General features: G+C 30.2%; 24 protein-coding genes. 8 read left to right on the plus strand and 16 right to left on the minus strand.

The genetic code is table 11. The features are described from left to right. Positions 1–10 precede the first annotated feature (10 nt). The gene (gene dpaL / locus BN2087_RS01660; protein WP_049690168.1) at positions 11–1,255 is read right to left on the minus strand and encodes a diaminopropionate ammonia-lyase; all 1,245 of its coding nucleotides are present in this window, start codon (positions 1,253–1,255) and stop codon (positions 11–13) included. Between the two features lie 286 nt (positions 1,256–1,541). On the opposite strand from dpaL, the gene selD reads away from it, so the two are divergent. Genes selD through BN2087_RS01680 form a run of 4 tightly spaced genes read left to right on the plus strand, consistent with a single transcriptional unit; the run spans position 1,542 to position 4,547 of the window. Then, complete coding sequence (gene selD, locus BN2087_RS01665) at positions 1,542–2,561, plus strand: selenide, water dikinase SelD (RefSeq protein ID WP_049690169.1); 1,020 nt, start codon at positions 1,542–1,544, stop codon at positions 2,559–2,561. A gap of 12 nt (positions 2,562–2,573) precedes the next feature. Then, positions 2,574–3,158, plus strand: a complete 585-nt coding sequence (yedF, locus tag BN2087_RS01670) for a sulfurtransferase-like selenium metabolism protein YedF (RefSeq protein ID WP_049690170.1) — start codon at positions 2,574–2,576, stop codon at positions 3,156–3,158. Then, a complete protein-coding gene (locus BN2087_RS01675; protein ID WP_049690171.1) occupies positions 3,158–3,427 on the plus strand; it encodes a putative Se/S carrier protein in 270 nt (89 codons plus the stop codon). Before yedF ends, BN2087_RS01675 begins: the two co-directional genes overlap by 1 nt. Then, entirely contained in the window at positions 3,414–4,547 is a 1,134-nt protein-coding gene (locus BN2087_RS01680) for an aminotransferase class V-fold PLP-dependent enzyme (protein WP_049690172.1), read from the plus strand. The genes BN2087_RS01675 and BN2087_RS01680 overlap by 14 nt, the downstream gene beginning before the upstream one ends. Before the next feature lie 1,245 nt (positions 4,548–5,792). On the opposite strand, the gene BN2087_RS01685 is transcribed toward BN2087_RS01680, so the two are convergent. The 8 genes from BN2087_RS01685 to BN2087_RS01720 form a co-directional block, all read right to left on the minus strand. Then, the gene (locus BN2087_RS01685; RefSeq protein ID WP_049690173.1) at positions 5,793–6,827 is read right to left on the minus strand and encodes a sulfate/molybdate ABC transporter ATP-binding protein; all 1,035 of its coding nucleotides are present in this window, start codon (positions 6,825–6,827) and stop codon (positions 5,793–5,795) included. Continuing rightward, the gene (gene modB, locus BN2087_RS01690) at positions 6,820–7,494 is read right to left on the minus strand and encodes a molybdate ABC transporter permease subunit (RefSeq protein ID WP_049690174.1); all 675 of its coding nucleotides are present in this window, start codon (positions 7,492–7,494) and stop codon (positions 6,820–6,822) included. The genes BN2087_RS01685 and modB overlap by 8 nt, the downstream gene beginning before the upstream one ends. Before the next feature lie 2 nt (positions 7,495–7,496). Next, positions 7,497–8,348, minus strand: a complete 852-nt coding sequence (gene modA / locus BN2087_RS01695) for a molybdate ABC transporter substrate-binding protein (RefSeq protein WP_049690175.1) — start codon at positions 8,346–8,348, stop codon at positions 7,497–7,499. After that, positions 8,338–8,796, minus strand: a complete 459-nt coding sequence (locus tag BN2087_RS01700; RefSeq protein WP_049690176.1) for an MOSC domain-containing protein — start codon at positions 8,794–8,796, stop codon at positions 8,338–8,340. The genes modA and BN2087_RS01700 overlap by 11 nt, the downstream gene beginning before the upstream one ends. After that, positions 8,783–9,274, minus strand: coding sequence for a MogA/MoaB family molybdenum cofactor biosynthesis protein (locus BN2087_RS01705; RefSeq protein WP_049690177.1), 492 nt, complete (start codon positions 9,272–9,274; stop codon positions 8,783–8,785). The genes BN2087_RS01700 and BN2087_RS01705 overlap by 14 nt, the downstream gene beginning before the upstream one ends. Continuing rightward, positions 9,255–9,725 carry a cyclic pyranopterin monophosphate synthase MoaC gene (moaC, locus tag BN2087_RS01710; RefSeq protein ID WP_049690178.1) on the minus strand — a complete coding sequence of 157 codons (471 nt, stop codon included), beginning with the start codon at positions 9,723–9,725 and terminating at the stop codon, positions 9,255–9,257. The genes BN2087_RS01705 and moaC overlap by 20 nt, the downstream gene beginning before the upstream one ends. Next, positions 9,726–10,673 (minus strand): GTP 3',8-cyclase MoaA, encoded by a 948-nt coding sequence (moaA, locus tag BN2087_RS01715; RefSeq protein ID WP_082144160.1) that lies wholly within the window; start codon positions 10,671–10,673, stop codon positions 9,726–9,728. It lies immediately after the preceding gene. A gap of 370 nt (positions 10,674–11,043) precedes the next feature. After that, a complete protein-coding gene (locus BN2087_RS01720; RefSeq protein ID WP_049690180.1) occupies positions 11,044–11,265 on the minus strand; it encodes a putative Se/S carrier protein in 222 nt (73 codons plus the stop codon). Between the two features lie 124 nt (positions 11,266–11,389). On the opposite strand from BN2087_RS01720, the gene BN2087_RS01725 reads away from it, so the two are divergent. Beyond that, positions 11,390–12,103 carry a GntR family transcriptional regulator gene (locus BN2087_RS01725; protein ID WP_049690181.1) on the plus strand — a complete coding sequence of 238 codons (714 nt, stop codon included), beginning with the start codon at positions 11,390–11,392 and terminating at the stop codon, positions 12,101–12,103. A 344-nt stretch (positions 12,104–12,447) separates the two neighbouring features. On the opposite strand, the gene BN2087_RS01730 is transcribed toward BN2087_RS01725, so the two are convergent. The 7 genes from BN2087_RS01730 to BN2087_RS01760 all read right to left on the minus strand — a co-directional run bounded on the left by BN2087_RS01730 (position 12,448) and on the right by BN2087_RS01760 (position 19,618). Next, positions 12,448–13,629 carry a type III PLP-dependent enzyme domain-containing protein gene (locus tag BN2087_RS01730; RefSeq protein WP_049690182.1) on the minus strand — a complete coding sequence of 394 codons (1,182 nt, stop codon included), beginning with the start codon at positions 13,627–13,629 and terminating at the stop codon, positions 12,448–12,450. Positions 13,630–13,754: 125 nt separating this feature from the next. Beyond that, entirely contained in the window at positions 13,755–14,834 is a 1,080-nt protein-coding gene (locus tag BN2087_RS01735) for an ABC transporter substrate-binding protein (protein WP_049690183.1), read from the minus strand. Further along, the gene (locus BN2087_RS01740; RefSeq protein WP_049690184.1) at positions 14,831–15,628 is read right to left on the minus strand and encodes an ABC transporter permease; all 798 of its coding nucleotides are present in this window, start codon (positions 15,626–15,628) and stop codon (positions 14,831–14,833) included. Before BN2087_RS01740 ends, BN2087_RS01735 begins: the two co-directional genes overlap by 4 nt. After that, positions 15,618–16,415, minus strand: a complete 798-nt coding sequence (locus BN2087_RS01745; RefSeq protein WP_049690185.1) for an ABC transporter permease — start codon at positions 16,413–16,415, stop codon at positions 15,618–15,620. The genes BN2087_RS01740 and BN2087_RS01745 overlap by 11 nt, the downstream gene beginning before the upstream one ends. Then, positions 16,408–17,520, minus strand: a complete 1,113-nt coding sequence (locus BN2087_RS01750; protein WP_049690186.1) for an ABC transporter ATP-binding protein — start codon at positions 17,518–17,520, stop codon at positions 16,408–16,410. The genes BN2087_RS01745 and BN2087_RS01750 overlap by 8 nt, the downstream gene beginning before the upstream one ends. 86 nt (positions 17,521–17,606) lie before the next feature. After that, positions 17,607–18,920, minus strand: a complete 1,314-nt coding sequence (locus BN2087_RS01755; protein WP_049690187.1) for a sensor histidine kinase — start codon at positions 18,918–18,920, stop codon at positions 17,607–17,609. A 2-nt stretch (positions 18,921–18,922) separates the two neighbouring features. Continuing rightward, positions 18,923–19,618: a response regulator transcription factor gene (locus tag BN2087_RS01760; RefSeq protein ID WP_049690188.1), complete on the minus strand. Its 696-nt coding sequence runs from the start codon at positions 19,616–19,618 to the stop codon at positions 18,923–18,925. A gap of 126 nt (positions 19,619–19,744) precedes the next feature. On the opposite strand from BN2087_RS01760, the gene BN2087_RS01765 reads away from it, so the two are divergent. From BN2087_RS01765 to BN2087_RS01775, 3 genes are read left to right on the plus strand one after another with little or no spacing between them, the layout of a single operon-like run. Further along, the gene (locus BN2087_RS01765; RefSeq protein WP_049690189.1) at positions 19,745–20,638 is read left to right on the plus strand and encodes an ABC transporter ATP-binding protein; all 894 of its coding nucleotides are present in this window, start codon (positions 19,745–19,747) and stop codon (positions 20,636–20,638) included. Position 20,639: 1 nt separating this feature from the next. Further along, a complete protein-coding gene (locus BN2087_RS01770; RefSeq protein WP_049690190.1) occupies positions 20,640–21,392 on the plus strand; it encodes an ABC-2 family transporter permease in 753 nt (250 codons plus the stop codon). An 8-nt stretch (positions 21,393–21,400) separates the two neighbouring features. Continuing rightward, on the plus strand, positions 21,401–22,105 hold the full coding sequence (locus tag BN2087_RS01775) for an ABC transporter permease (protein ID WP_049690191.1): 705 nt from the start codon (positions 21,401–21,403) through the stop codon (positions 22,103–22,105). Positions 22,106–22,110 lie beyond the last annotated feature (5 nt).

Raw genomic sequence — 22,110 nt, forward strand, 5'->3', positions numbered from 1 at the left:
ATTATTTTTATTATCTTATTATTTTTTTATATTCAAACTTTTCATCGTTTGTATAATATCCATCCCAAACTACTTTTCTGTAGTGTTCGAAGTCTGTATCACCTTCTGTTGAGATAAATAATATTACTGAATTTTCATCTAATTGTAATTTTTCTTTTATATCTTTTAAATCTTCCCTTTGTAAGATTTCGCTGATAGCTCCAAGTGTAGCTGCTCCAGATTCTCCAGAAATTACTCTTTCGTCATCTCCTAAAGGATTTCCTAAAATTCTCATTCCTCTAGCAGCTGATGAGTCTGGAACTGATAAAAACGCATCAACATATGATTTTAAAATTGGATATCCTACTGTTACTGGTTCTCCACAAGCAAGTCCTGCCATGATTGTGTTCATTTCGCCTTCAACGTTGTGGATTTTTCCATCATTAATTTTTGCTGTTAGATAGTTACAATTTGCTTTTTCTGGTTCTATGAGTCCTATAAAAGGTTTTTCACTTCCCTTGTATTCGTCAGAGAAAAATCCTGTTACTCCTGTTGCAAAAGATCCTACTCCTGCTTGTAAAAAGATGTGAGTTGGTTTTTTTCCTGCTTCTTTTAATTGGTCATAAGCTTCCATAGCTAGAGTTGAATAACCTTGGATAATCCATGTTGGAATTTCCTCGTATCCTTCCCAAGCTGTATCTTGTACCATTATATAGCCTTTTTCTTCCGCATATTTATTTGCAAGTCTTACACAATCATCATAGTTTAAACCTTCCATGATGTCACATTTTGCTCCAGTTTTTCTGATATTATCTCTTCTTTCAAGAGCTGATCCATCTGGCATTAAAACTACACAATCTTGTTCTAATTGTTGACTTGTCCAAGCAACACCTCTACCGTGGTTTCCGTCTGTTGCTGTTATAAATGTTACCTTTCCTAATTTTTCTTTGATTTCAGGTGAAATCAATTTCTCGTATGGTAAATCTTCCAAGTCCATATCAAGTTTTTGGGCTATGTATTTTGCCATAGCATAAGATCCTCCCAAAACTTTAAAAGCGTTGAGACCAAATCTTAATGATTCGTCTTTGACAAAAATATCCTCCACACCAAATAAATCTGCAAGATTATTTAGTCTTTTTAAAGGTGTTACAGAATATTGGGGAAAGCTCGCGTGAAATTTTTGAGCTTTTGAAGATTCTTCCTCATTAATAAAACTTAAATCAGCTAAATCTTCCAAATTTCTTTCATTTAAAACTATATTAAAACTCTCTTTCAATCTTTTTTCTCCTTTCTAGAACTGCTTCTGGTATTATAGTAACATATCACACATCAAAAAGCAAGCTTTTTTAAAAATGTTTTCAAAAAAATTTTTAATTTTTCAATTTTAATTATTTTACGAATTTATTTTTTTTAAATTTTAAGAAATTTTTTATTTTTTTGTAAAAAAAATTTTTTTTCGCCTTTTATTTTTTAAATTTTGGATTTTTCTTTTATAAAATTTTTCCTATAGTATAATTTTAATAGAAAACTTAAAATTCAATAATTATAGAAAGTAGGAAAATATGTCTAATATAGAACTAGAAGTTTGTGGGGGTTGTAATGCGAAAATTCCCCAAGAAAGTCTAGGCGAGACCTTATCTTCTATTAAAAATTTTAAAAGAGATGATGTTTTGATTGGATACGATACCATGGATGATTCTGCTTTGGTAAGAATTGATAAGAATAATGGAATCGTAACCACCCTAGATTTTTTTCCACCTATGGTTTCTGATCCCTATACTTTTGGGCAAATTGCTGCAGCAAATGCTTTATCAGATATTTATGCCATGGGAGCCGATCCAATTTGTGGACTAAATATTGTCTTGTTTCCTGAAGATGAAAATATAGATATTTTGAAAAAAATTCTTCAAGGTGGGGCAAATAAGGTAATAGAGGCTGGCGCATCTCTTGTTGGCGGCCATTCTATCCACGATCCAAAAATAAAATATGGACTTTCTGTAACAGGAAAAGTTGATATTGATAAGGTTTGGAAAAATAATACACCAAATGAAAAAGATCTTTTGATTTTAACAAAACCTTTAGGAGTAACCTTGGTTACAAATGCTTATGGGATTGATATTTTGGGTCAAAAAGAAATGGATAAGGCTATTTCTTCCATGATATTTTTAAATAAATATGCCAAGGAGATTTTGGAAAAATATAGGATAAGCTCAGCTACCGATGTTACTGGTTTTTCTTTTATGGGCCACTTATCAGAAATGCTTGGTGATAAATATTCTGCCATAATTGATTCTAAGAATATTCCAATCCTTGATGGGGCAAAAAAGGCTGCAAGCGAATTTGTCTTTACCAAGGGGGGTCAAAGAAACAGAATGCATATGGAAAATTTGGTAGAATTTCTTCTTGATGACTTTGCTCTTGAGGAAGTTTTGTACGATCCTCAAACATCTGGAGGACTTTTGGTAAGTATTAATAAGGATGATGCAAAATATGCCTTGGAAGAGTTAAGGAAAAATAAGATTGAGGCGAAAATCGTGGGTCAAATTTGTAAAAAATATGATAAATCAATATTTGTAGAATAAAGGAGTAAAAAAATGAAAGAAATTGATGCAAGAGGAATCGAATGTCCAATGCCTGTAATTATGGCAAAAAGAGAAATTAAAAATGGAGAAGAAAATTTTTATGTGCTTGTAAATGAGGACATAGCTGTAGAAAATTTGAAAAAACTTGCCAAGGAAACAGGCTTTGATGTTGAAATCGAAGAAAAAGAAGACGAGGTTTTCAAATTAACATTTAAGAAAAATGAAGAAGAAAAAGAGAGAAAAGATAAGGGTGAAAGCCTATCTTCTTCATATGTTGTTGTTTTTGATTCTGATAAAATTGGTGATGGGGATGAAGATTTCTCAAAATCTCTTTTAGAAAGTTTCTTAGTTTCAATAACTGAGGCAGACGTACTTCCAAAATATGTAATATGTTACAATAAGGGAGTATTTTTGACAACACAAAGAGAAAATACCATTGAAGATTTGAAAAAACTTGCTGATAACAGAGTAGATATAATTTCATGTGGACTTTGCCTTGACCATTATGGGGTAAAAGAAGAATTAAAGGTTGGAAGAATTTCAAATATGTATGAAATTTCTTCATTAATGAGAACCCATCACACAATAAGACCATAATGGAATATGTGATTTATACTTTCAAATCATCAAATTTTGCCTATCTTGCCCTAAGTTCAGTCGAAAGTGAAAATATAAGGGCAAGGCTAGTCCCTCTTTTGCCAGAAATTGATGCTGGTTGTGGACTTTGCCTTAGGTATGAAAAAAAATTTGATGAGAAAGTAAGGGAAATTTTTTCAAAAAATAAGCTGGATTTTGATGAAAAATACATGCTTATTTACAAAAAAAACGAGAGAAAGCCAGAGGTTATGCCCTATGATTTATCTTGACAATGCTGCAACTACAATCGATAAGGACGAATCAGTTGCAAGGGCAGTTTATAATGCTATAAATTCAAAATCTTTTGGAAATCCATCAAGAGGAGCCTACAAGGTTAGCCTTGACGCTTTGGATTTATTGATGCAAACAAGGAAAAAAGTTGGATCTTTTTTTGGCATGGATAATCCCCTAAATGTTGTTTTATGTCAAAACATAACTTTCGCCCTAAATTTTGTTATAAAATCACTCTTTAATAAAAGTGACCATATAATAACAAGTTTATCAGAGCACAATTCAGTTTTAAGGCCTCTTTATGATTTGGAAAAAGATGGATTAGAAATTTCTTTTATTGGAATAAAAGATGATTTTAGCCTTGATTTTGAAGAAATCGAAAATTTAGTCAAAAAAAACACCAAGGCCCTTGTTATAACTGGTGCATCAAATGTTTCAGGAGTTTTGACAGACCTTGATAAGGCTTATGAAATTTGTAAGAAAAATAATTTAAAATTAATAATTGACGGGGCCCAAGTTGCAGGATATGTACCATTTGATATAAAAAAATATGATAATTCAATATTTTTATTCACAGGCCACAAAGGCCTTCACGCTCCCCAAGGAACAGGTGGATTTATTGTAAATGGTGATTTTGATTTTAGGCAAGTTTTTGCTGGAGGATCTGGTTTTGATTCATTTTCAAAAACCCAACCCCATATCTTGCCAGATTTATTTGAGCCTGGAACTGCAAATGTTCATTCCTTTGCAGGATTAAAGTCCGCCATAGAATTTTTGCAAAAAAATCCTCACAAAGATATAAATAAGCTTACAAAAATTTTATATAATGGCCTAAAAGATATAGAAGGGATAAAATTTTATTCTAATATAAATTTAAAGCACGTGCCAATTATTTCATTTAATATAAAAGATATTCCTGCAAATTATATAGCAATGAAACTTTGGGATGATTATGAAATTTGTGTAAGAGCAGGCAGCCACTGTGCCCCACTTTTTCACGAAAAAATGGGAACAAAAAAACAAGGTATAGTTAGAATGAGCCTGTCATTTTATAACACAAAAGAAGAAATAGAAAAAACGATAGAAGCTGTGAAAAATATAGCAAAAGAAAGAAGCTAGGTAATCCTAGCTTTTTTGTTTGTTATAAAATATTTTTTAGAATGCACACTCTGTCTTTTGTCCTAGTTTTGCAGGAGATCTCTCGACTTCGCTCGAGATGGGTAATAGTTCGCTTTTTAAATTGCTAAAGTTGTTTTTTTCTTCTATAATCGTAAATTTGTTTTTTATTAATGAAAGTTTTTGATTTTTAGTATGATAAACGAAGTTATACCCCATCTCGAGCGAACGATAGTGAGTCGAGAGATCTCTTTTATTAGTTTTGAGTTTTATTTTAATTTCTACTTGTAATATATATCGGATTATTTTTTGAAGACTTACTCTGTCTTCTGTCTTATTTTTGCAAGAGATCTCTCCACAAGGTCGAGATGGGTGAGTGTTTTCTATTTTTAATTGCTGAAGTTTTTAATTTTTGGTTTTAATTATTAAAATTTTTTTTAAATTGCTAATTTATTATAAAAAAGTGAGTTTATTTATTTAAATTTTATTTAAATCTATTCGAAGTAAAAAAGTATATCCTCACATAACCCATCTCGAGCGAACGATAGTGAGTCGAGAGATCTCTTTGTTGATTTTGTCTTGTATTTTATTTTATATTTTTAATATATGTTGGATTATTTTTTTAATGCACACTCTTTCTTTTATCTTAGTTTTTGCAAGAGATCTCTCCACAAGGTCGAGATGGGTGAGTATTTGCTTTTTTTAATTGCTGAAGTTTTTAATTTTTGGTTTTAATTATTAAAATTTTTTTTAAATTGCTAATTTATTATAAAAAAGTGAGTTTATTTATTTAAATTTTTTTAAATTTATTCGAAGTATAAAAGTATATCGACATCTAACCAACCTCTATCAAATATAATTGGTAAAATTGATTATCTAAAAAAAGATTTTTTAATATTGAAATTTTATTTAAATCTATTCGAAGTAAAAAAGTATATCCTCGCATAACCCATCTCGAGCGTAGTCGAGAGATCTCTTTTGTTGATTTTGCCTTGTGTTTTATTTTATATTTGTAATATATATTGGATTATTTTTTTAATGCACACTCTTTCTTTTGTCTTAGTTTTTGCAAGAGATCTCTCCACAAGGTCGAGATGGGTGAGTGTTTTCTATTTTTAATTGCTGAAGTTTTTATTTTTTTATTTTATAAAAACAAAAAAAAAAGAGAATGTTTCAAAAATATGAATAGTCATCATTTTACAACAGTCTCTTTTTTTATATTTTATGAAATTTTCTAAGCTTTAATTTTTATTTTAAAAACATTATCTTATCTTCTCTCAAATTAAAATATAAATTTTTTTCATTTTTAAAATTTTTCCATTTTTCTTTGTCCAAAAATACGGTCATTTGGCCTTGGCTGTCTTTTTTTCTTATTATTAGGCAGGTATTAAAAGTTTCTTCTATTTCTTTTAAAATTTCTACCTCGTAAGAATTTTTTTCTTTTTTATTTTTGGAAATTTCTATATCATGGCCTCTTATTCCTATGAATTTTTCATCGTAATCTTTTTCTAAATATAAATCGAGATCCCATGCTTTCAATTTATAGGAATTTTCTCCGATTTTTTCAATTTCTGAGAAATTTTTGCAACCTGATAGCTCTGCTCCTGCCATTGTTTCTGGGTTATGGAAAAGTTCTTTTGTACTTTTTTTTGACTCAGACTTTCCATTTGCCATTATTACAATATCATCGCACATCCTATAAATCTCATCCCTATCGTGGGATACGAAAAGGGTTGGAATTTTGTATTCTTCTATAATTTTTCTTACTTCAAGCTCAATTGACCACCTCAAATATCCATCTATTGCTGAATATGGCTCGTCTAACAAAAGAATTTCTGGCTCATTTACTAAAATTCTTGCAAGAGCCGCCCTTTGTTTTTCTCCACCTGAAATCATATCTGGACGTTTATTTTTTATGTGATCTATGTGAAGCTCTTCTAATTTTTTATTTATAATTTTTTCAAAATTTTTATTTTTCCCCCTAAGTCCAGTTTGTATATTTTCATAAACTGTCATATTTGGAAAAAGTGCGTAATCTTGAAAAAGATAGGCAACTTTTCTGTCTTTGGTTGGTATATTTATTTTTTTTTCTTTGTCAAAAAGGATCCTACCATTTAAAATTATTTTTCCATAATCTGGTTTTATTATTCCTGCAATGGCCTTTAGGGTCAAACTTTTGCCAGAACCTGACGCTCCCAAAATTCCCAAAATCCCATTTTCATTTGTAAATTTTGCATCAAGCTTAAAATTTCCAAAATTTTTTTTGATATCAACTTCAAGCATGGGCCTTCTCCTTTTCTTTTGTATCTTCCAAGAAATTTATGGCTACAAGGACAATAAATGAAATTAAAACATTTATCATAACCCACTTATAAGCTATCGCATCTTGACCGATTCTCCAAAATTGATAAACTGTTGTTGAAATTGTTGCAGTTTTTCCTGGAGTGTAGCCGCTTACCATTGAAGTTGCTCCATATTCTCCAAGAGCTCTTGCAAAGGATAAAACTAAACCTGCCATTACTCCTTTTTTGCAATTTGGCATCAAAACTTTCCAAAAAATCCATGTGTTTGACTTGCCCAATGTTTGGGCTGCATAGGTTAAGTTTTCGTTATAGGCTTCAAATGATCCTCTTGTTGTCCTATACATTAATGGAAAGGTAACTATAACTGTTGCAAAAATCGCTGAATACCAATTCATAATAAGAGGGAATTTAAAATATTCTACAAAAATTTTCCCAAGTGGCGAATTTGGTCCTAAAATTTTAATTAGAAAAAATCCTACAACAGTAGGAGGCAAGACCAAGGGTAGGGTTAGTACCACATCTATTGCCCCCTTTACTTTTGCAGGTAATTTTTTTATATAGTAGGCTGCAAATATACCAAGGAAAAAAATTATTACCGATGATATACTTGCAATCCTTATTGAATTATATAAAGGATATAAGTCCATGATTATTTATTTAATGGCTTAAATCCATATTTATCTAAAATTTCAGATGCTTTTTTGCCTTTCAAAAATTCTAGATATTTTTTGCCTTCTTCTGGATTTTTAGAATTTTTAAGTAAAGCTGCTGGATAAATTACTTTATTTTCAAGCATTGAATCATCAGCTACTGCTACTGTTTCAAGTCCTGCTGTTTTTGCATCAGTTTTATAAACTATTCCACAATCAGCTGCTTTTTCACTTACCCATGATGTAACTTCTTTTACGTTTGAACCTAAAGTTACCTTATCTTGGATTTTATCCCAAATTCCTAAATTTTTAAGAATTTCTTCTGAATATTGTCCTACTGGAACATCAGAATTTCCAAGAGCGATTTTTTCTACATCATCTTTTTCAAGATCTTTAAAATCTTTAATTCCTTTTTCATTTCCTTCTGCTACTGCAAGAGTTACTTCGTTTTCTAGCAAATCAAATCTTGTGTCTTTATCAATTTTGTCTTCTTTTTCAAGTTCATCCATTTGTTTTTGAGCTGCTGAAACAAATACATCACAATCTGCTCCTGAATCAATTTGAGTTTTTAAAGTTCCTGATGAATCAAAGTTAAAGGTCAAACTAAGATTTGGATTTTCTTTTTCAAATTCTGTTTTTAATTCTTCCAAAGCTTCTGTCATAGAAGCTGCTGCAAATACTGTAAGTTCTTTTTTATCCTTTGTGTCTGTAGCCGCATTTGATTTTGCTACATTTGAATTTGACATAGGTTCATTTGAATTGTTGTCATTTTTATTGTTGTTAGCACAACCTGCTGTTCCGATTAATAGTGCTCCTGCTAGAGCTGTCATTGCGATTTTTTTAAAATTCATTTTCTTCTCCTAATATTTTAATTTCATCTCCAGTTTTTATTACGCCTTCTTTAATTACTTTTGCAAATATTCCCTCATAAGGCATAATACACTTTCCAACACTTTGTTTTATGGCGCAACCTTTGTGACATTCTTTACCAATCTGACTAACTTCCAAAACACAATCGCCAATTTTTAATTTTTCTCCTACAGGAATTTCATGCAAAATTATTCCTTGAGTTGTAATATTTTCTGCAAAATCCCCAAAATCAAATTTGCGATTTTCATTTTCCATTTTTCTAATTGATTCTTCTGCCAAAAGGCTCACTTGCCTGTGCCACTTTCCTGCGTGGGCATCATTTTCTAGCCCAAAATCTTTTTTAAATAAACCCTGACCTATCTGTTCCTTTCTCACCCCTTTCGTTTTTGAAATATTTATTGATAAAACTTTTGCTTTAATGGTGTCCACTATTATCTCCTTCTAATATATCTAAGCCATGGCCTAAAAATGGCAAAATTCCTTCGACACTTTCTGTGACAGCCTTGGGAGAGCCTGGCAAATTTATTATTAAAGAATTATTTTTTATTCCAGAAACTGCCCTTGATAGGGCCCACATATGAGTTTTTTCTTTTGAAATTAATCTAATTGCCTCGCTTATACCTGGCGTTTGTTTTTCAATTACTTTTAAACTTGCCTCTGGTGTATTGTCCCTTTTTGAAAGTCCTGTTCCACCAGATGTTAAAATTAATTGGATATTTTCATCAACCAATTTATTTAATTCATTTTCAATATTTTCCAAATCGTCATTAATTATAGACTTATAAACCATCTTATAATTTTCTGGCATTATTTTTTGACAAGCGTCAATGCAACCGTCCTTGTTTTCGCCAGTAGATCTGGTATCAGAAATTACCACAAAGGCGTAATTATAAATTTTCTCTTTCATAAAGCCCTGATTTTCCTCCTGATTTTTTTACTAAATATATATCTTTTATGGTCATAGACTTATCAAGAGCCTTGCACATATCATAAACTGTCAAAAGTCCAGCAGAAACTCCCGTCAAAGCTTCCATTTCAACCCCAGTTTTTCCTTGGCACTTAACTTTCACCTCACAAAATAATAAATTTCCCTCAAAATTAAAATCTACATTTATTCCATTTAATAAAAGTGGATGGGCCATTGGAATTATTGAAGATGTATTTTTTACAGCCTGGATTGCTGCAACTTGGGCAATAGCAAGGACGTCTCCCTTTTTTATTTTTTCATTTTTTATGGCTTCTATGGTTTGATTTTTAAGTTCAATTGAACCCTTGGCTATGGCTTCTCTTTGGCTGATTTCTTTTTTTGAAATATCAACCATTTGCCCCCTGCCGTTTTTATCTAAATGCGTAAACATTTATCCTCCTATCCTATACATAGATTCTTTTATAATTTCATTTTCCAAATGATGTCTTTGAGGCTTTTTCATAAGAGCCTCATCAATCAATTTTTCTATATCTTTATTTTCTCTTATGGCCTTTTTCAAATCTATTTGTAAATCCGAATGAAGACAAGGTCTAATTTTCCCGTCAGCTGTAAGTCTTAATCTGTTGCAAGTAGAGCAAAACTTGTGGCTTAAAGGCTCAATTAGTCCTAATGTATAATCAAAATCTGGGACCTTGTAAAGGCTTGTTGGCGAATGAGTATCAGGATTTTCTATTGGAATAAGATTCAATTTTTTTATAATCTCATCACTTGAAATGAACTTATCTTTTGAAAAATCTGCCGTCCCACCTATTGGCATAAGCTCAATAAATCTTAATTGTAGGCCATTTTCTTTGGAAAATTTTATAAGATCATAAATTTCCCCATCATTAAATCCTTTGATTAAAACAGTATTTATTTTTATGGCATATCCAAAATTTTTGGCGTATTTTATGGCCTCAAGAACTTTTTCCAAATCCCCGCCTTGGCTCATCATTTTATATTTTTCAGAATCTAGGCTATCAAGAGAAATATTTAATCTTTTTAGTCCATTTTCCCACAAAATTTCTGCCTTTTCTTTTAAAAAATATCCATTTGTAGTCATTGCCAAATCTTCTAATCCATCAATTTCAGCAAGCATTTTTACAAGACTTTCTACATTTTTTCTAACCAAAGGCTCGCCGCCTGTAAGTCTTATTTTTTTTATGCCTTTTTTTACAAAAATTTTGCTAATTTCATTTATCTCTTCTAAAGTCAGCATATCTTCATGATTTTTTTTACAAGAAATACCATCTGGCATACAATATTTGCACCTATAATTGCAACGGTCTGTAAGAGAAATTCTCAAATAATCTATTTTTCTTTCGTATCTATCTAGCATATAATCAACTACTTTCTATATTTATAATATACTATTTTTTTAAAATAAAACATTTTCACAAAGTATTTCAAGAATTAAAATTAAAAAATAAAAGTGAACTTGCCTAAGACAAATTTTTACCAAATAATAAAAATAAAAATTTGCCCTTTTAAAACAAGTTCACAATTAGCCTAAAGCATTTCTATAAAAGCTGCAATTTTTGCAATATTCATCCTATATTGTCTGAGATTTTTTTTAAATTCATATAAGAAGGTTTTGTATTTTCTACTACAAGTCTAATAGATTTTTTAACCTGTACATTTTTATAACTTTCTTAAAAATATTTATACAATTAGAAACTATTAAAATTCCCCTTAAAAATTTTCTTAATTTATATATCTAAAACTTTTAAAATTTTATATGAAATATTTTCCTCATCGAGGATTTTTTTTATTTTTTCAAAATTTTTGCTTTCAAAGCTAAAAGCTAGACCACAGCCTGATCCAAATTCTTCTGGAACTGGGATCATCTCGCCTTTTATATTTTTATTTTTACAAAAATTTTCCATCAAAATAGCCTGGCTTGTCGTTTCAAATCCAGCAACAAGTTTCATTTTTTCCTCCATTATATCTATGTAAAGTATAACATACCACTTTTAGTATTTCAATAAAACGATTGTGCAAAAATATATTTCTGTTATAATATTTTTATATGAAACAATTGAAAAAGAGGAATCTATGAGTGAAAAAGATAAAAATAAAGTTAAGATTAAAAAAATTAGCAGGACTTTTGTAAAAGATGAAGCTTACAATTTGCTTGCAAAAAAAATTATAAATGGAGAGCTTAAACCTTGTGAAAGACTTAGGGTTCAAGAACTTTCAGATGATTTGGGAATTTCTAGAACTCCAGTAAGAGAAGCCTTGTTACAACTTGAAAGCGAGGGGTTAGTCATGACCAAGGCAAATCGCTGGACCATTGTTGCTCCAATTAATCCAGGCGAAGCAAAAGATATTTATCCAATAATTTATAGTTTGGAAGAGCTTGCTCTTATTGAATCTTTCGAAAAAATCGATGAAAAATTTTTAGAAAAGATCGAAGATTTAAATGAAGATATTAAATATTTTCACAGAAAAAATGACCAAATAAAAACTATAAAAAAAGACAATGAATTCCACAACGCTTTTATTGAACTTTCTGGAAATGTAGAAATAAAACCAATAGTCGACAAGCTCAAAAGAAGAGTTGAAAGAATGGAAATTTATTTTTTTGAAACAGGCGAAGAAAATTTCACAACTTACAATGAGCATATGGATATAATTAACGCCTTAAAAGAAAAAAATCTTGAAAAAGCAAGAGCTGCACTTGTAAAAAATTGGCAATCAACAATAGATACCATAGAAAATCTTTCCAAAGATATGGAATTTAAAGATCTAGAAGATCAAATAAAATAAGGACTTTTAAAAAGTCCCAGAGCGTAGACAGAGTCTAATTATTAAGAATTATTAGTAATTTAGAATTAAATTACTAATAACCCATCTCGACTAGATAAATGTGCACTGATTTTGCACATTTATCTCTAAAACTAAGTGATAAATCACGAATGAGTTTGCGAAGCAAAGGTGTTTTAGTGCGAGTGAAACGAACGCACGGAGAGATCTCGTGAGATTTCTCGACTCACTACGTACGATAAATCGGGATAAACAACCGAATAAACGGTTGTTTATCTGCTCGAAATGGGAAAATTTTTAGTTTGTAAACAGACTGAGGACTTTTGAAAAGTCCTTTTTTTTACATTTTAAATCAAAAATTCTTTTGGCAAATCGTGTCTTGCGAAATTTAAAATTGAAATACTGTAGGAATAGGCTCCTGCATTTGTAATTTTTAAAATATCTCCAATATCTGCCTTTTTTAATTCAATATCTCTTGCCAATAAATCAAGACTTGTGCACAAGTGACCACCAATATCAACTCTTTCTTTCTCCAAAGAATCTCCAATAATTTCAAATTCACATTGATTAATACCTGTATAAAGTGGCTCAAAGGCTCTTTCACATTCTTTGCCCAAGGCATCTTTCAACATTTCTTTCATTGAAGCCTTAACAAAACCATTCATGGCATTTTTTACTACAAGATAGGTTTTTCCTTGGGAATATTTCTTGTCAATTACAGGTGTATAGTAGGTCCCTGAATTCATCACCAAAAATCTTCCGCTTTCAATTAAAAATTTTACCCCAAGTTCTCTTTCATTTTTTTCATACATATCTTTCATGGTCTTTGCCAAAATATCCAAGTCCACATCTTTTTCATTTTTCTTATCATATGAAACGCCAATTCCTGAACCAAAATTTATAAATTTTAAATCTACAAAGTCGAGTTTTGAAAATTTTACTGCCAAATCATAGGTATTTTTGTAGTAATTTGAAAGAAGATTTGTATCAAGAATTTGACTTTGAACGTGAACGTGAAGACCTACAAGTTTTAAATTTTTATAGGTCCAAGAAAAATCAAAAATTTTATCCTCATCAACACCAAATTTACTTGGATGGGCTTTTTTATCCTTCATAGAATAATTTGGATTAATTCTCAAACCAATTTCTAAAATTTCCCCGTGTTTTTTTGCCAAATCATCTATCAAATCAAGCTCGTGGAAAGAATCTGCTATAAAGATACACTTACCCCAAGCTTTTTTTAAATCTTCCATTGTTTTTCCTGGAGCAGAATAATAAATATGATTTTTTTCCATACCCGCTTCAATCGACATTAAAACTTCATTACTTGATGCAGCATCTGAACCAATTCCATTTTCCTTTATTGTTTTTATTACCGGCATAAAGGGATTTGCCTTTATTGAATATAAAAATTCAATATTTTCAAATTTTTCCTTTAAAATCTTACAAGATTTGTCAATAATATCCTTTTTATAAATATAACAAGGAGCATTTTCTCTTACAAATTCATTAATATTTTTTTCTACCATATTTTTCTCCTATTTTTATGAAAACCTTTCTTATCAATTCAAATTTACTTCTTTAATTTATTATACAATAAATTAATTAAAAAAATCCTTGAAAACTTACTATCTAGCAAATTTTCAAGGAAAAATTAATCTGCTTGAGGTGATATTTTTAAATCCAAAAACAAATCATTGTATAAAATTGTTGTTTCCTTGCCCAAATTTTTGAAAACTTCTAATTTATCTATATCTTCATCGTCTGGATACAAGGTCTTATCATTTCTTGCTTCTTTGTCAATATATTTCATTGCCTTTTTGTTTGGAGTTGGATACCTAACATAATCAGCGTTTTTTACGGCAACTTCTGGTCTTAATAGATAATTTATAAGAGCGTAGGCTCCCTCGGTATTTTTTGAGGTTTTTGGAATAACCATGGTGTCAAACCAAATGTTTGATCCTTCTTTTGGAATTGTGTAGGAAAGATTTGGATTTATAGACTCTGCCATTGAAGCTTCTCCTGAAAATGTAATTGCTATATCAGCCTCTTCTTGGACCATATACATTCTTATTTCATCGGCAAGAATTGCCTTTACATTTTTCATAAAACCAACCAATTCATCCTTGGTTTGTCTTAAAACTTTTTCATCTTTTTCATTTATGGATTTTCCTTCTGCCAAAAGTCCAATCCCTAAAGTTTCTCTTGCCCCATCAAAAGATAAAACTTCTCCTTCAAATTTTTTATCCCACAAATTTTTCCAAGATGAAAAATCTTCTTTTTTGTATTTTTTATTGTTATAAATTATACCAAAAGATCCCCAAAAATATGGAATTGAATATTGGTTGTTGGGATCATAGGATAAATTTAAAAATCTTTGGTCAATATTATCAAGGCCCTTTATTTTTTCGTGATCTAATTTTTTTAAAAGTTTTTTATCCCTCATCATTTCAACCGTATATTCTGAAGGAAATGCCAAATCATAGGAAGTTTTTCCCTGCTCAACTTTTGCCATCATGGCCTCGTTTGAATCGAAAGTTTCATAAATTACGTGATAGCCTGTCTCTTTTTCAAAATCTTTTATAATTTCAGGGTCAATATAATCGCCCCAATTATAAAAATAAATATTTTTTGAATCTTGATCTTTTTCTTTTGCATTTAATTTTTTTTGTCCCAAAAATAAAAGAAGGCAAAGGGCCAAAATTCCTATAAAAAATTTATAAACCTTGTTCATCTTGCCCTCCTTTTTTCTTCTCTACTTTGTATAAGATAATAGCCTATTGCCAAAATCAAGGACAAAATAAAAATCATTGAAGATAGGGCGTTAATTTCTAGAGAAATTCCTGTTCTAACCCTTGAATAAATTTCAACAGAAAGAGTAGAAAATCCTGATCCTGTTACAAAAAATGTAACTGCAAAATCATCCAAAGAATAAGTAAGAGCCATAAAAAATCCTGCAAATATTCCGCTTGCAATATTTGGAAGGATAATTTTATTTAAAATTGTAATATCATTTGCTCCCAAATCTTCCGCAGCCTTCATCATATCAGAATTTAGGGCATAAAGTCTTGGAAGAACCATCAAAACCACAATTGGAATTGAAAAGGCAATATGGGAGAGCAAAACCGAGTAAAAACCCATGGGAATTTTTAATAAAAAAGAAAATAAAATCAAAAATGATGCTCCCATCATTACATCTGGCAAAACCATCAAAACTGAATTTAGACCTAAAACTTTCTTTTTTAAATTTTTATCTCTCATATAATAAATTGAAATCGCACCAAGCGTTCCAATAATTGTTGCAATTAAAGACGACAAAAGTCCAATTATTAGGGTATTTATTACAATATTTATAAGCCTTTCGTCTTCAAAAACTTTTTTATAATATTTTAATGTAAAGCTTTCAAAAACATTCATATTTCCCCCGCTATTAAATGAATAAAAAATCAAGTAAATAAGAGGCAAATACATTATTATAAAGACAAAAAATAAATATAAATTTCCAAGCCTATTTTTTTTATTTTCCATTTTTGACCGCCTTTTTATTTAAAATAGAAATAACTGCAAACATCATAAAAATTAAAACAAGGCCAATGGTTGATCCCATGCCCCAATTTTGAGTAACCAAATAATGCTCTTCGACTGCAGTTCCCAAGGTTATAATTTTATTTCCTCCAATAATTCTTGTTATAAGAAAAAGTGAAAGAGAAGGAATAAAAACTGCTTGACTTGCTGCCATTACTCCATCCATAGAAAGGGGAATGATTATTTTTCTAAAAGTTTGAAACTTACTTGCTCCCAAATCTTCGCTTGCAATTATATATTCATTTGGAATAGAATCAATCGCCCTAAAAATTGGAATTATCATAAAGGGAAGTTCGACGTAGGAAGCAACCAAAATAAAGGCAGGATTTGTAAACAAAATCCCCTCACTTGCAAGTCCCAAAAATCCCATAATGCTTCCATTTTTATTAAAAAGTCCAATAAAAGCGTAGGCCTTTAAAACCAAATTTATCCAAGTTGGAAGAATTACCAAAAGCAAGATAAAGTCTTTGTGCTTGGTCTTGGATAAAAAATACGAAAATGGATAGGCCCACAAAAGTGTAAAGGTAGTTATCAAAAATGCAGTTAAAATAGAATTGAAGGTCATAATCATATAATTTTTATTTGAAAAATAGGAAATGTAATTGTTTAAAGTAAAATTTCCATAAATATCAAAAAATGATTGGTAAACCAATAGAAGGATTGGAGCAATTATAAAAATTAAAATCCAAATATAATAAATAGCTGATAATTTTTGGTATTTTTTAGCCATCATCTTCTCCAATCGCATATTTTTCAATTCTTTTATCAAAATCATCCTCGCTTTCGTTATAACGCATAACGTGGATGTTGTCAGCATCAATTTTTATTCCAATATCATCGCCTTCTTCAAAAGTTCTTGTTGTGTGAATTTTCCACCTAAAATCAGAAGAATCAAAACAAATTAATTCATTAAAAACTCCCCTGTACAAAATATTATCAATATTTACAACAATATCAGCATCATCAACTGACACAAGATTTATATCTTCAGGCCTAATTACAACCTCAACCCTTTCATTTTTATTTATTCCAGCATCAGAGCAAGCGAAAGTTTTATTTGCAAATTCAACCTTATAATCATCAACCATTCTTGCTTTTAAAATATTACTTTCACCAATAAACTGAGCAACATAGCGATTGATTGGTTCATCGTAAATATCTTTTGGGCTTCCTTGTTGAACAATTTCTCCCTTATCCATTACAAAAATCCAATCGCTCATGGCAAGAGCTTCTTCTTGATCGTGAGTTACAAAAACAAAAGTAATCCCAAGCTCCCATTGCAAATCACGAAGCAAAACTTGCATAGATTTACGAAGCTTCATATCAAGAGCAGACAAGGGCTCGTCGAGTAAAAGAACATCAGGTTTATTTACAAGAGCGCGAGCTATGGCAACTCTTTGCTTTTGCCCACCAGACATTTGAGAAACCTCACGTTTTTCAAAACCAGACAAATTCACCATATCAAGAGCCTTTTCAACTTCTTTTTTTATAATTTTTTTGTCAGTTTTTTTGATTTCAAGACCAAAAGCCACATTATCAAAAACATTCATATGAGGAAAAAGAGAATAATTTTGAAAAACCGTATTAACCTTTCTCTTACTTGCAGGAATATCCAAAACATTTTCTCCATTAATATAAATCTCACCAGAATTTGCTTCCAAAAAGCCTGCAATAAGATTTAAAATTGTAGTTTTCCCACAACCAGAAGGCCCCAAAAGCGTATAAAATTTCCCCTTCTCAAGCTCCAAATCAACCGATTTTAAAATCATTTCATCATCAAAAGACTTAGAAACATTCTTTAAAACTACAGAATATTTATCTAAATTTTCACACACAAGACCACCCCCATTAATTACAATTAAAAGTATAACATAAAAAAATAAAAAACACTCACAATATCCAAATTTTTAAGCTTTTATCTTTAATATAAAGATAAAATTAAATTCGTATAATTAAATATAAAAGATACTTCAAGACCTTTATTTTTATTTTTTATAAAAAATTTTCCATCATGTAATTCGGCAATTTGTTTAGAAATTAAAAGACCCAAACCATGTCTTGTAACATCGGTCAAATCTTCCTTGTTAATTTTTTCTATTATCTTCTCAGATACTCCCCTTCCTTGATCTATAATTTTAATTTCTAATTTATCATTAGAATCTGAAATTGTAAGTTTAATTTTTCCATGTGTATAAATTAGGGAGTTTTTTAAAATATTTTCAAGCATCCTTATAAACAAATTCTCATCCATTTTAAGCTTTATATCTTTATTTTCCACCTTATTTTCAAAAATAATTTCCCTGTTTGGATTTTCATTTAATTTATCTACTATAAGTTTTCTGATTATTTTTATAGGATTTTCTTCCTTAAAATTTTCTTTATTTATGTTAGAAAGTGATAAGGTGAGATTTAAGCCCTCCAAGATATTTGAAATTTTTAGGACTTGGTCTTTCATATTTTCTATATCAAAATTTTCTTTATTTTCTTTACTTAGCTCCCATGAAATTTTTGCAAGGGGAGTCCTTACATCATGACTTAGGCCTCTAATCCACTTATTTTGGGATTTTTTTAAATTATGGTATTTTTCATTTGCCTTATTTATGGATATGGCCAAATCTTTTAATTCTCCATTTTCATCCAAGCTTTCATAATCATCTTCATAAATCCTATCTATTGCTTTTTGAAATGGCAGGGTATTTTTTAAGATGTTTTTAATATCAATCCTGTAAAAAATATAAACTAATAAGAAAAACAAAAGTGCAAAAATTATAAATAATTTAAAATTAAAAATAAGGTTCTTGTAATTATAATAGTTGAAGGGAAATTTATCCAAAGAATTTTTTGGATAGGCAAATAAAATCAAACCATCTCCAACAATGTAGGTAAAAACAGGATAGTCAGCCAAATAAAACCTAGTAAATCTTGCAACATCAATAAGTTCAAATTTATCTTTAAGATTTTTTGGCTTATTAAAACTTTCTATTACTCTTCCATTTTTATCGAGTCTTATCGCCCAAATATCTTTTTCTTTTAAAAATTCTTTATTTTTTTCGTTTAGATAAATCTTGCTTTTATTGTCTTCCACATAGGAAAAAATATCATTTGGCCTTGGATATTTATTATTTAATCTGTAGTTTAGGTAGAGAAACATCACAAGCAAAAACATTAGAAAAAACATTAAAGAGAGTATTCTTATAACAATTTTTTTAAACCTTTTTAAAATATAATTAAACATTATTAATCCTCTTTAACAAGTTTATAACCAAGTCCTTTTATGGTGACTAAGATTTTAGGATCTCTTGGATTATCCTCTAGTTTCTCACGTAACCTATATATGTGAGTTATTAGCGTGTTTTCATAGCCATAAGAATCTTTCCAAATATTTTCTAAAATTCTATCAATTGAAACTATCATGTTTATATTTTCAGATAAGTAATCTAGGATTTTAAATTGTGTGGCAGTTAATACAATTTCTTCTCCATTTTTTTCAAGTATTCCCTTCGATTTATCGAAAATCACATTTCCCAAACTTATCTTTTCTTCACTTTTAATTTTTTTGCTTCTTCTTAAAACCGCATCAATTCTCCAAAGAAGTTCATCTGGAAAGAAAGGTTTGACTAAATAATCATCTGCCTTGTTTTCAAAGCCTTCTCTCCTATCATCTATTCCATCAAGAGCAGATAAAATTATAATGGCAATATCAGAAGTCTGTCTAACTTCCTTTAATAAGTCAAAACCACTTCCATCTGGAAGCATTAAGTCTAAAACTATTAAATCAATTTTAAAGTTTTCTAATTTAAATCTAGATTCCTTAAGGTTTTTGGCGGTATAAACTTTTTTAAAACCCTTGTCTTTCAAAAAATTATATAAATTTTCCAATAAATTTGTTTCGTCATCTACTATTAGTATAGAAAAATTATTTCTAAAATCCATAAGTCCTCCTTGCTACCCTAATTATACACCAGACTTTTGATTTTTTGATTTTTGTGATGTAAAAGTGACCTTGCTTAAAGCTTATTTTTATCTTAGACTGGTATCCTTTTTGTAGGAGGAATAATTATGGAAAAAATCTTAGAAATAAAAAATCTACAAAAATCATATAACAAGAAGAAGGTCCTAGATATTGACTCTTTGGCAATAGAGGAAGGAGCTATTTATGGTCTAATAGGTAAAAATGGAGCTGGTAAGTCAACTCTTATGAAGCTTATACTTGGACTTGTTAAAAAAGACGGAGGAGAAATTAGGGTTTTTGGTCAGGAAGTAAGTCCTAAAAACCAAAAAGACCTTAATAAAAATCTCGGAGCTCTAATTGAAAATCCATCCTTTTACGACCACTTAAGTGGCTATGAAAATCTTGAAATAATTTGCGAGCTTAAGGGAATAGATAAAGGAGAAATTTCAAAAACATTGGACCTTGTTGATCTTCATAATGTGGGCAAGAAGAAGGCCAGGGATTATTCTATAGGCATGAAGCAAAGACTAGGTATTGCCATCGCTCTTATTGGAAATCCTAAACTTTTGATTTTAGACGAGCCAATTAACGGTCTTGACCCTCAGGGAATCGAAGAGATGAGAAATTTATTTAAAAATATAGTAAAAAACACTTCCACAAGCATTCTGATTTCTTCACACATCCTTGATGAGATGGAAAAAATCTCCACCCACATCGGCATCCTCAAGGAAGGGAAATTAACTTATAATGGAAGTTTGGAAGACTATAGAAAACTCCATCCGCCATTTATTTCTATTCAAACATCTGACAATCAAAAAGCTGTTAATCTTTTAGACTTAGATCAGGTAAGGATAGATGGTAAAAAGATTATTTTGGGCAAAGTTTCTAACCCAAAAATTTCTGAGATAGTAAATTTCCTACATGGTAAGGTTGATATATACAGGATTGAAGAAGAAAAAGAAAGCCTAGAAAAACTTTTTATCGAAGAAAGTAGGTCTTAATATGGCAAATTTAGAAAGAAAAAAATACAAAAGACTTGGGATAAATTTTTTAATACTAATAGTATTTTTCGCTCAAATGCTAATGGTAGCAGGGTTCAGCCATTCAAAATCATTTGCGGAGGGAAATTATCCCCTAGCCGACATTTTAGACACCTATTTATTTATTTCCTTATTGATAAATCCAATTTTAATCTCATCTTTGGTTAAAAAAGTGATTGAAATCGAGGAAAAAAACAAGATGTGGCAGTTGCAAGTAAGTCTTGGAGAAAAAGTAAACTCTATACTCATAAATAAATTTAAAACCCTATCCTTAAAGCTAGTTTTATTGCAAATAGTAGAAGCTATTGTTTTTCTCCTACTTGCAAAAAAGTCAGGTCATTTTAATATGGACACTGACATGATCTTAAGATTTGGCCTGGTAAACATATCCGCCATAATAATAAATTTATTTTTTATGGCCCTATTTATGGTAATAGGTATGAAGACAAAAAATGTCTACACCCTATCATTTATCTCAATAATTGGAGGACTAACTGGAGTAATCACCATGCTCACATCACATACTCTTGGCTTTGTAAATCCCTTTGCTTGGATGGCAAGTTTATTAAATCTTTCCTATGTAAGAGAAGGTGAGAAATTTATCCAGGTTCTAAATCCAATAAATTTTTATACACCAATAATTGCCCTTATTCTTTTAATAGTCTGCCTTGGCTACTTAAAGGCAATGAAAACTTATAATCTATACAAGGACTAGGAGGACTTATGTTAAAATTAGAATTTAAAAAAATAAAATTTACAAATATCTTGCTAGTAAGTCTGATAATACCTCTACTAGCCAACGCCTTTGGCCTTATAAATTATATGGGAAATAGGGAGATCTTGACCCACGAATGGCAATCTTTGTGGACCCAGGTTAGCTTGTTTTACTTTTTATTTTTCTACATCCCTTTAATTGCAATAGTAATAGCAAGCCTTTGGGCAAGTGAACACAAGGCAGGGCTTAAATTTATCAGGCTTAGTCCAAAGAAAAATATGGACTTTGCAATTGCAAAGATAATCTTGGCCTTTATAATAATTTGCCTTTGCCAAATATACTTTCTAGGACTCTTCTATCTAGGAGGAAAATTTATAGGTGGTTTTTCGAGAATTGACTTTGACATATATATTTATTATACAGGCCTTAGCATCTTGCTGGCTTTGCCTATTATTGGGATATTCGGTGCCCTTGCTATAAGGTTTAGATCTTTTGGAATCATAGTGCTTTTATCCAGCGTCTTTACCGTGCTTGGTTTTGCCACAGCCTACAAGGCCCTTAAAATAATAGGATTAAGCTATCTAGCAATAGTATCAAATAATTTTAGATATATAAACTCACATGATTTAGCCATACTAGGTATTTTTGCCCTGGGTGAATTAATAATATCCCTTTACCTATCTAATAAATTTTTAAAATACGAAAGCAAATAATTTTT

Source organism: Anaerococcus jeddahensis (assembly GCF_001182725.1).
Classification (GTDB): Bacteria; Bacillota; Clostridia; order Tissierellales; family Peptoniphilaceae; genus Anaerococcus; species Anaerococcus jeddahensis.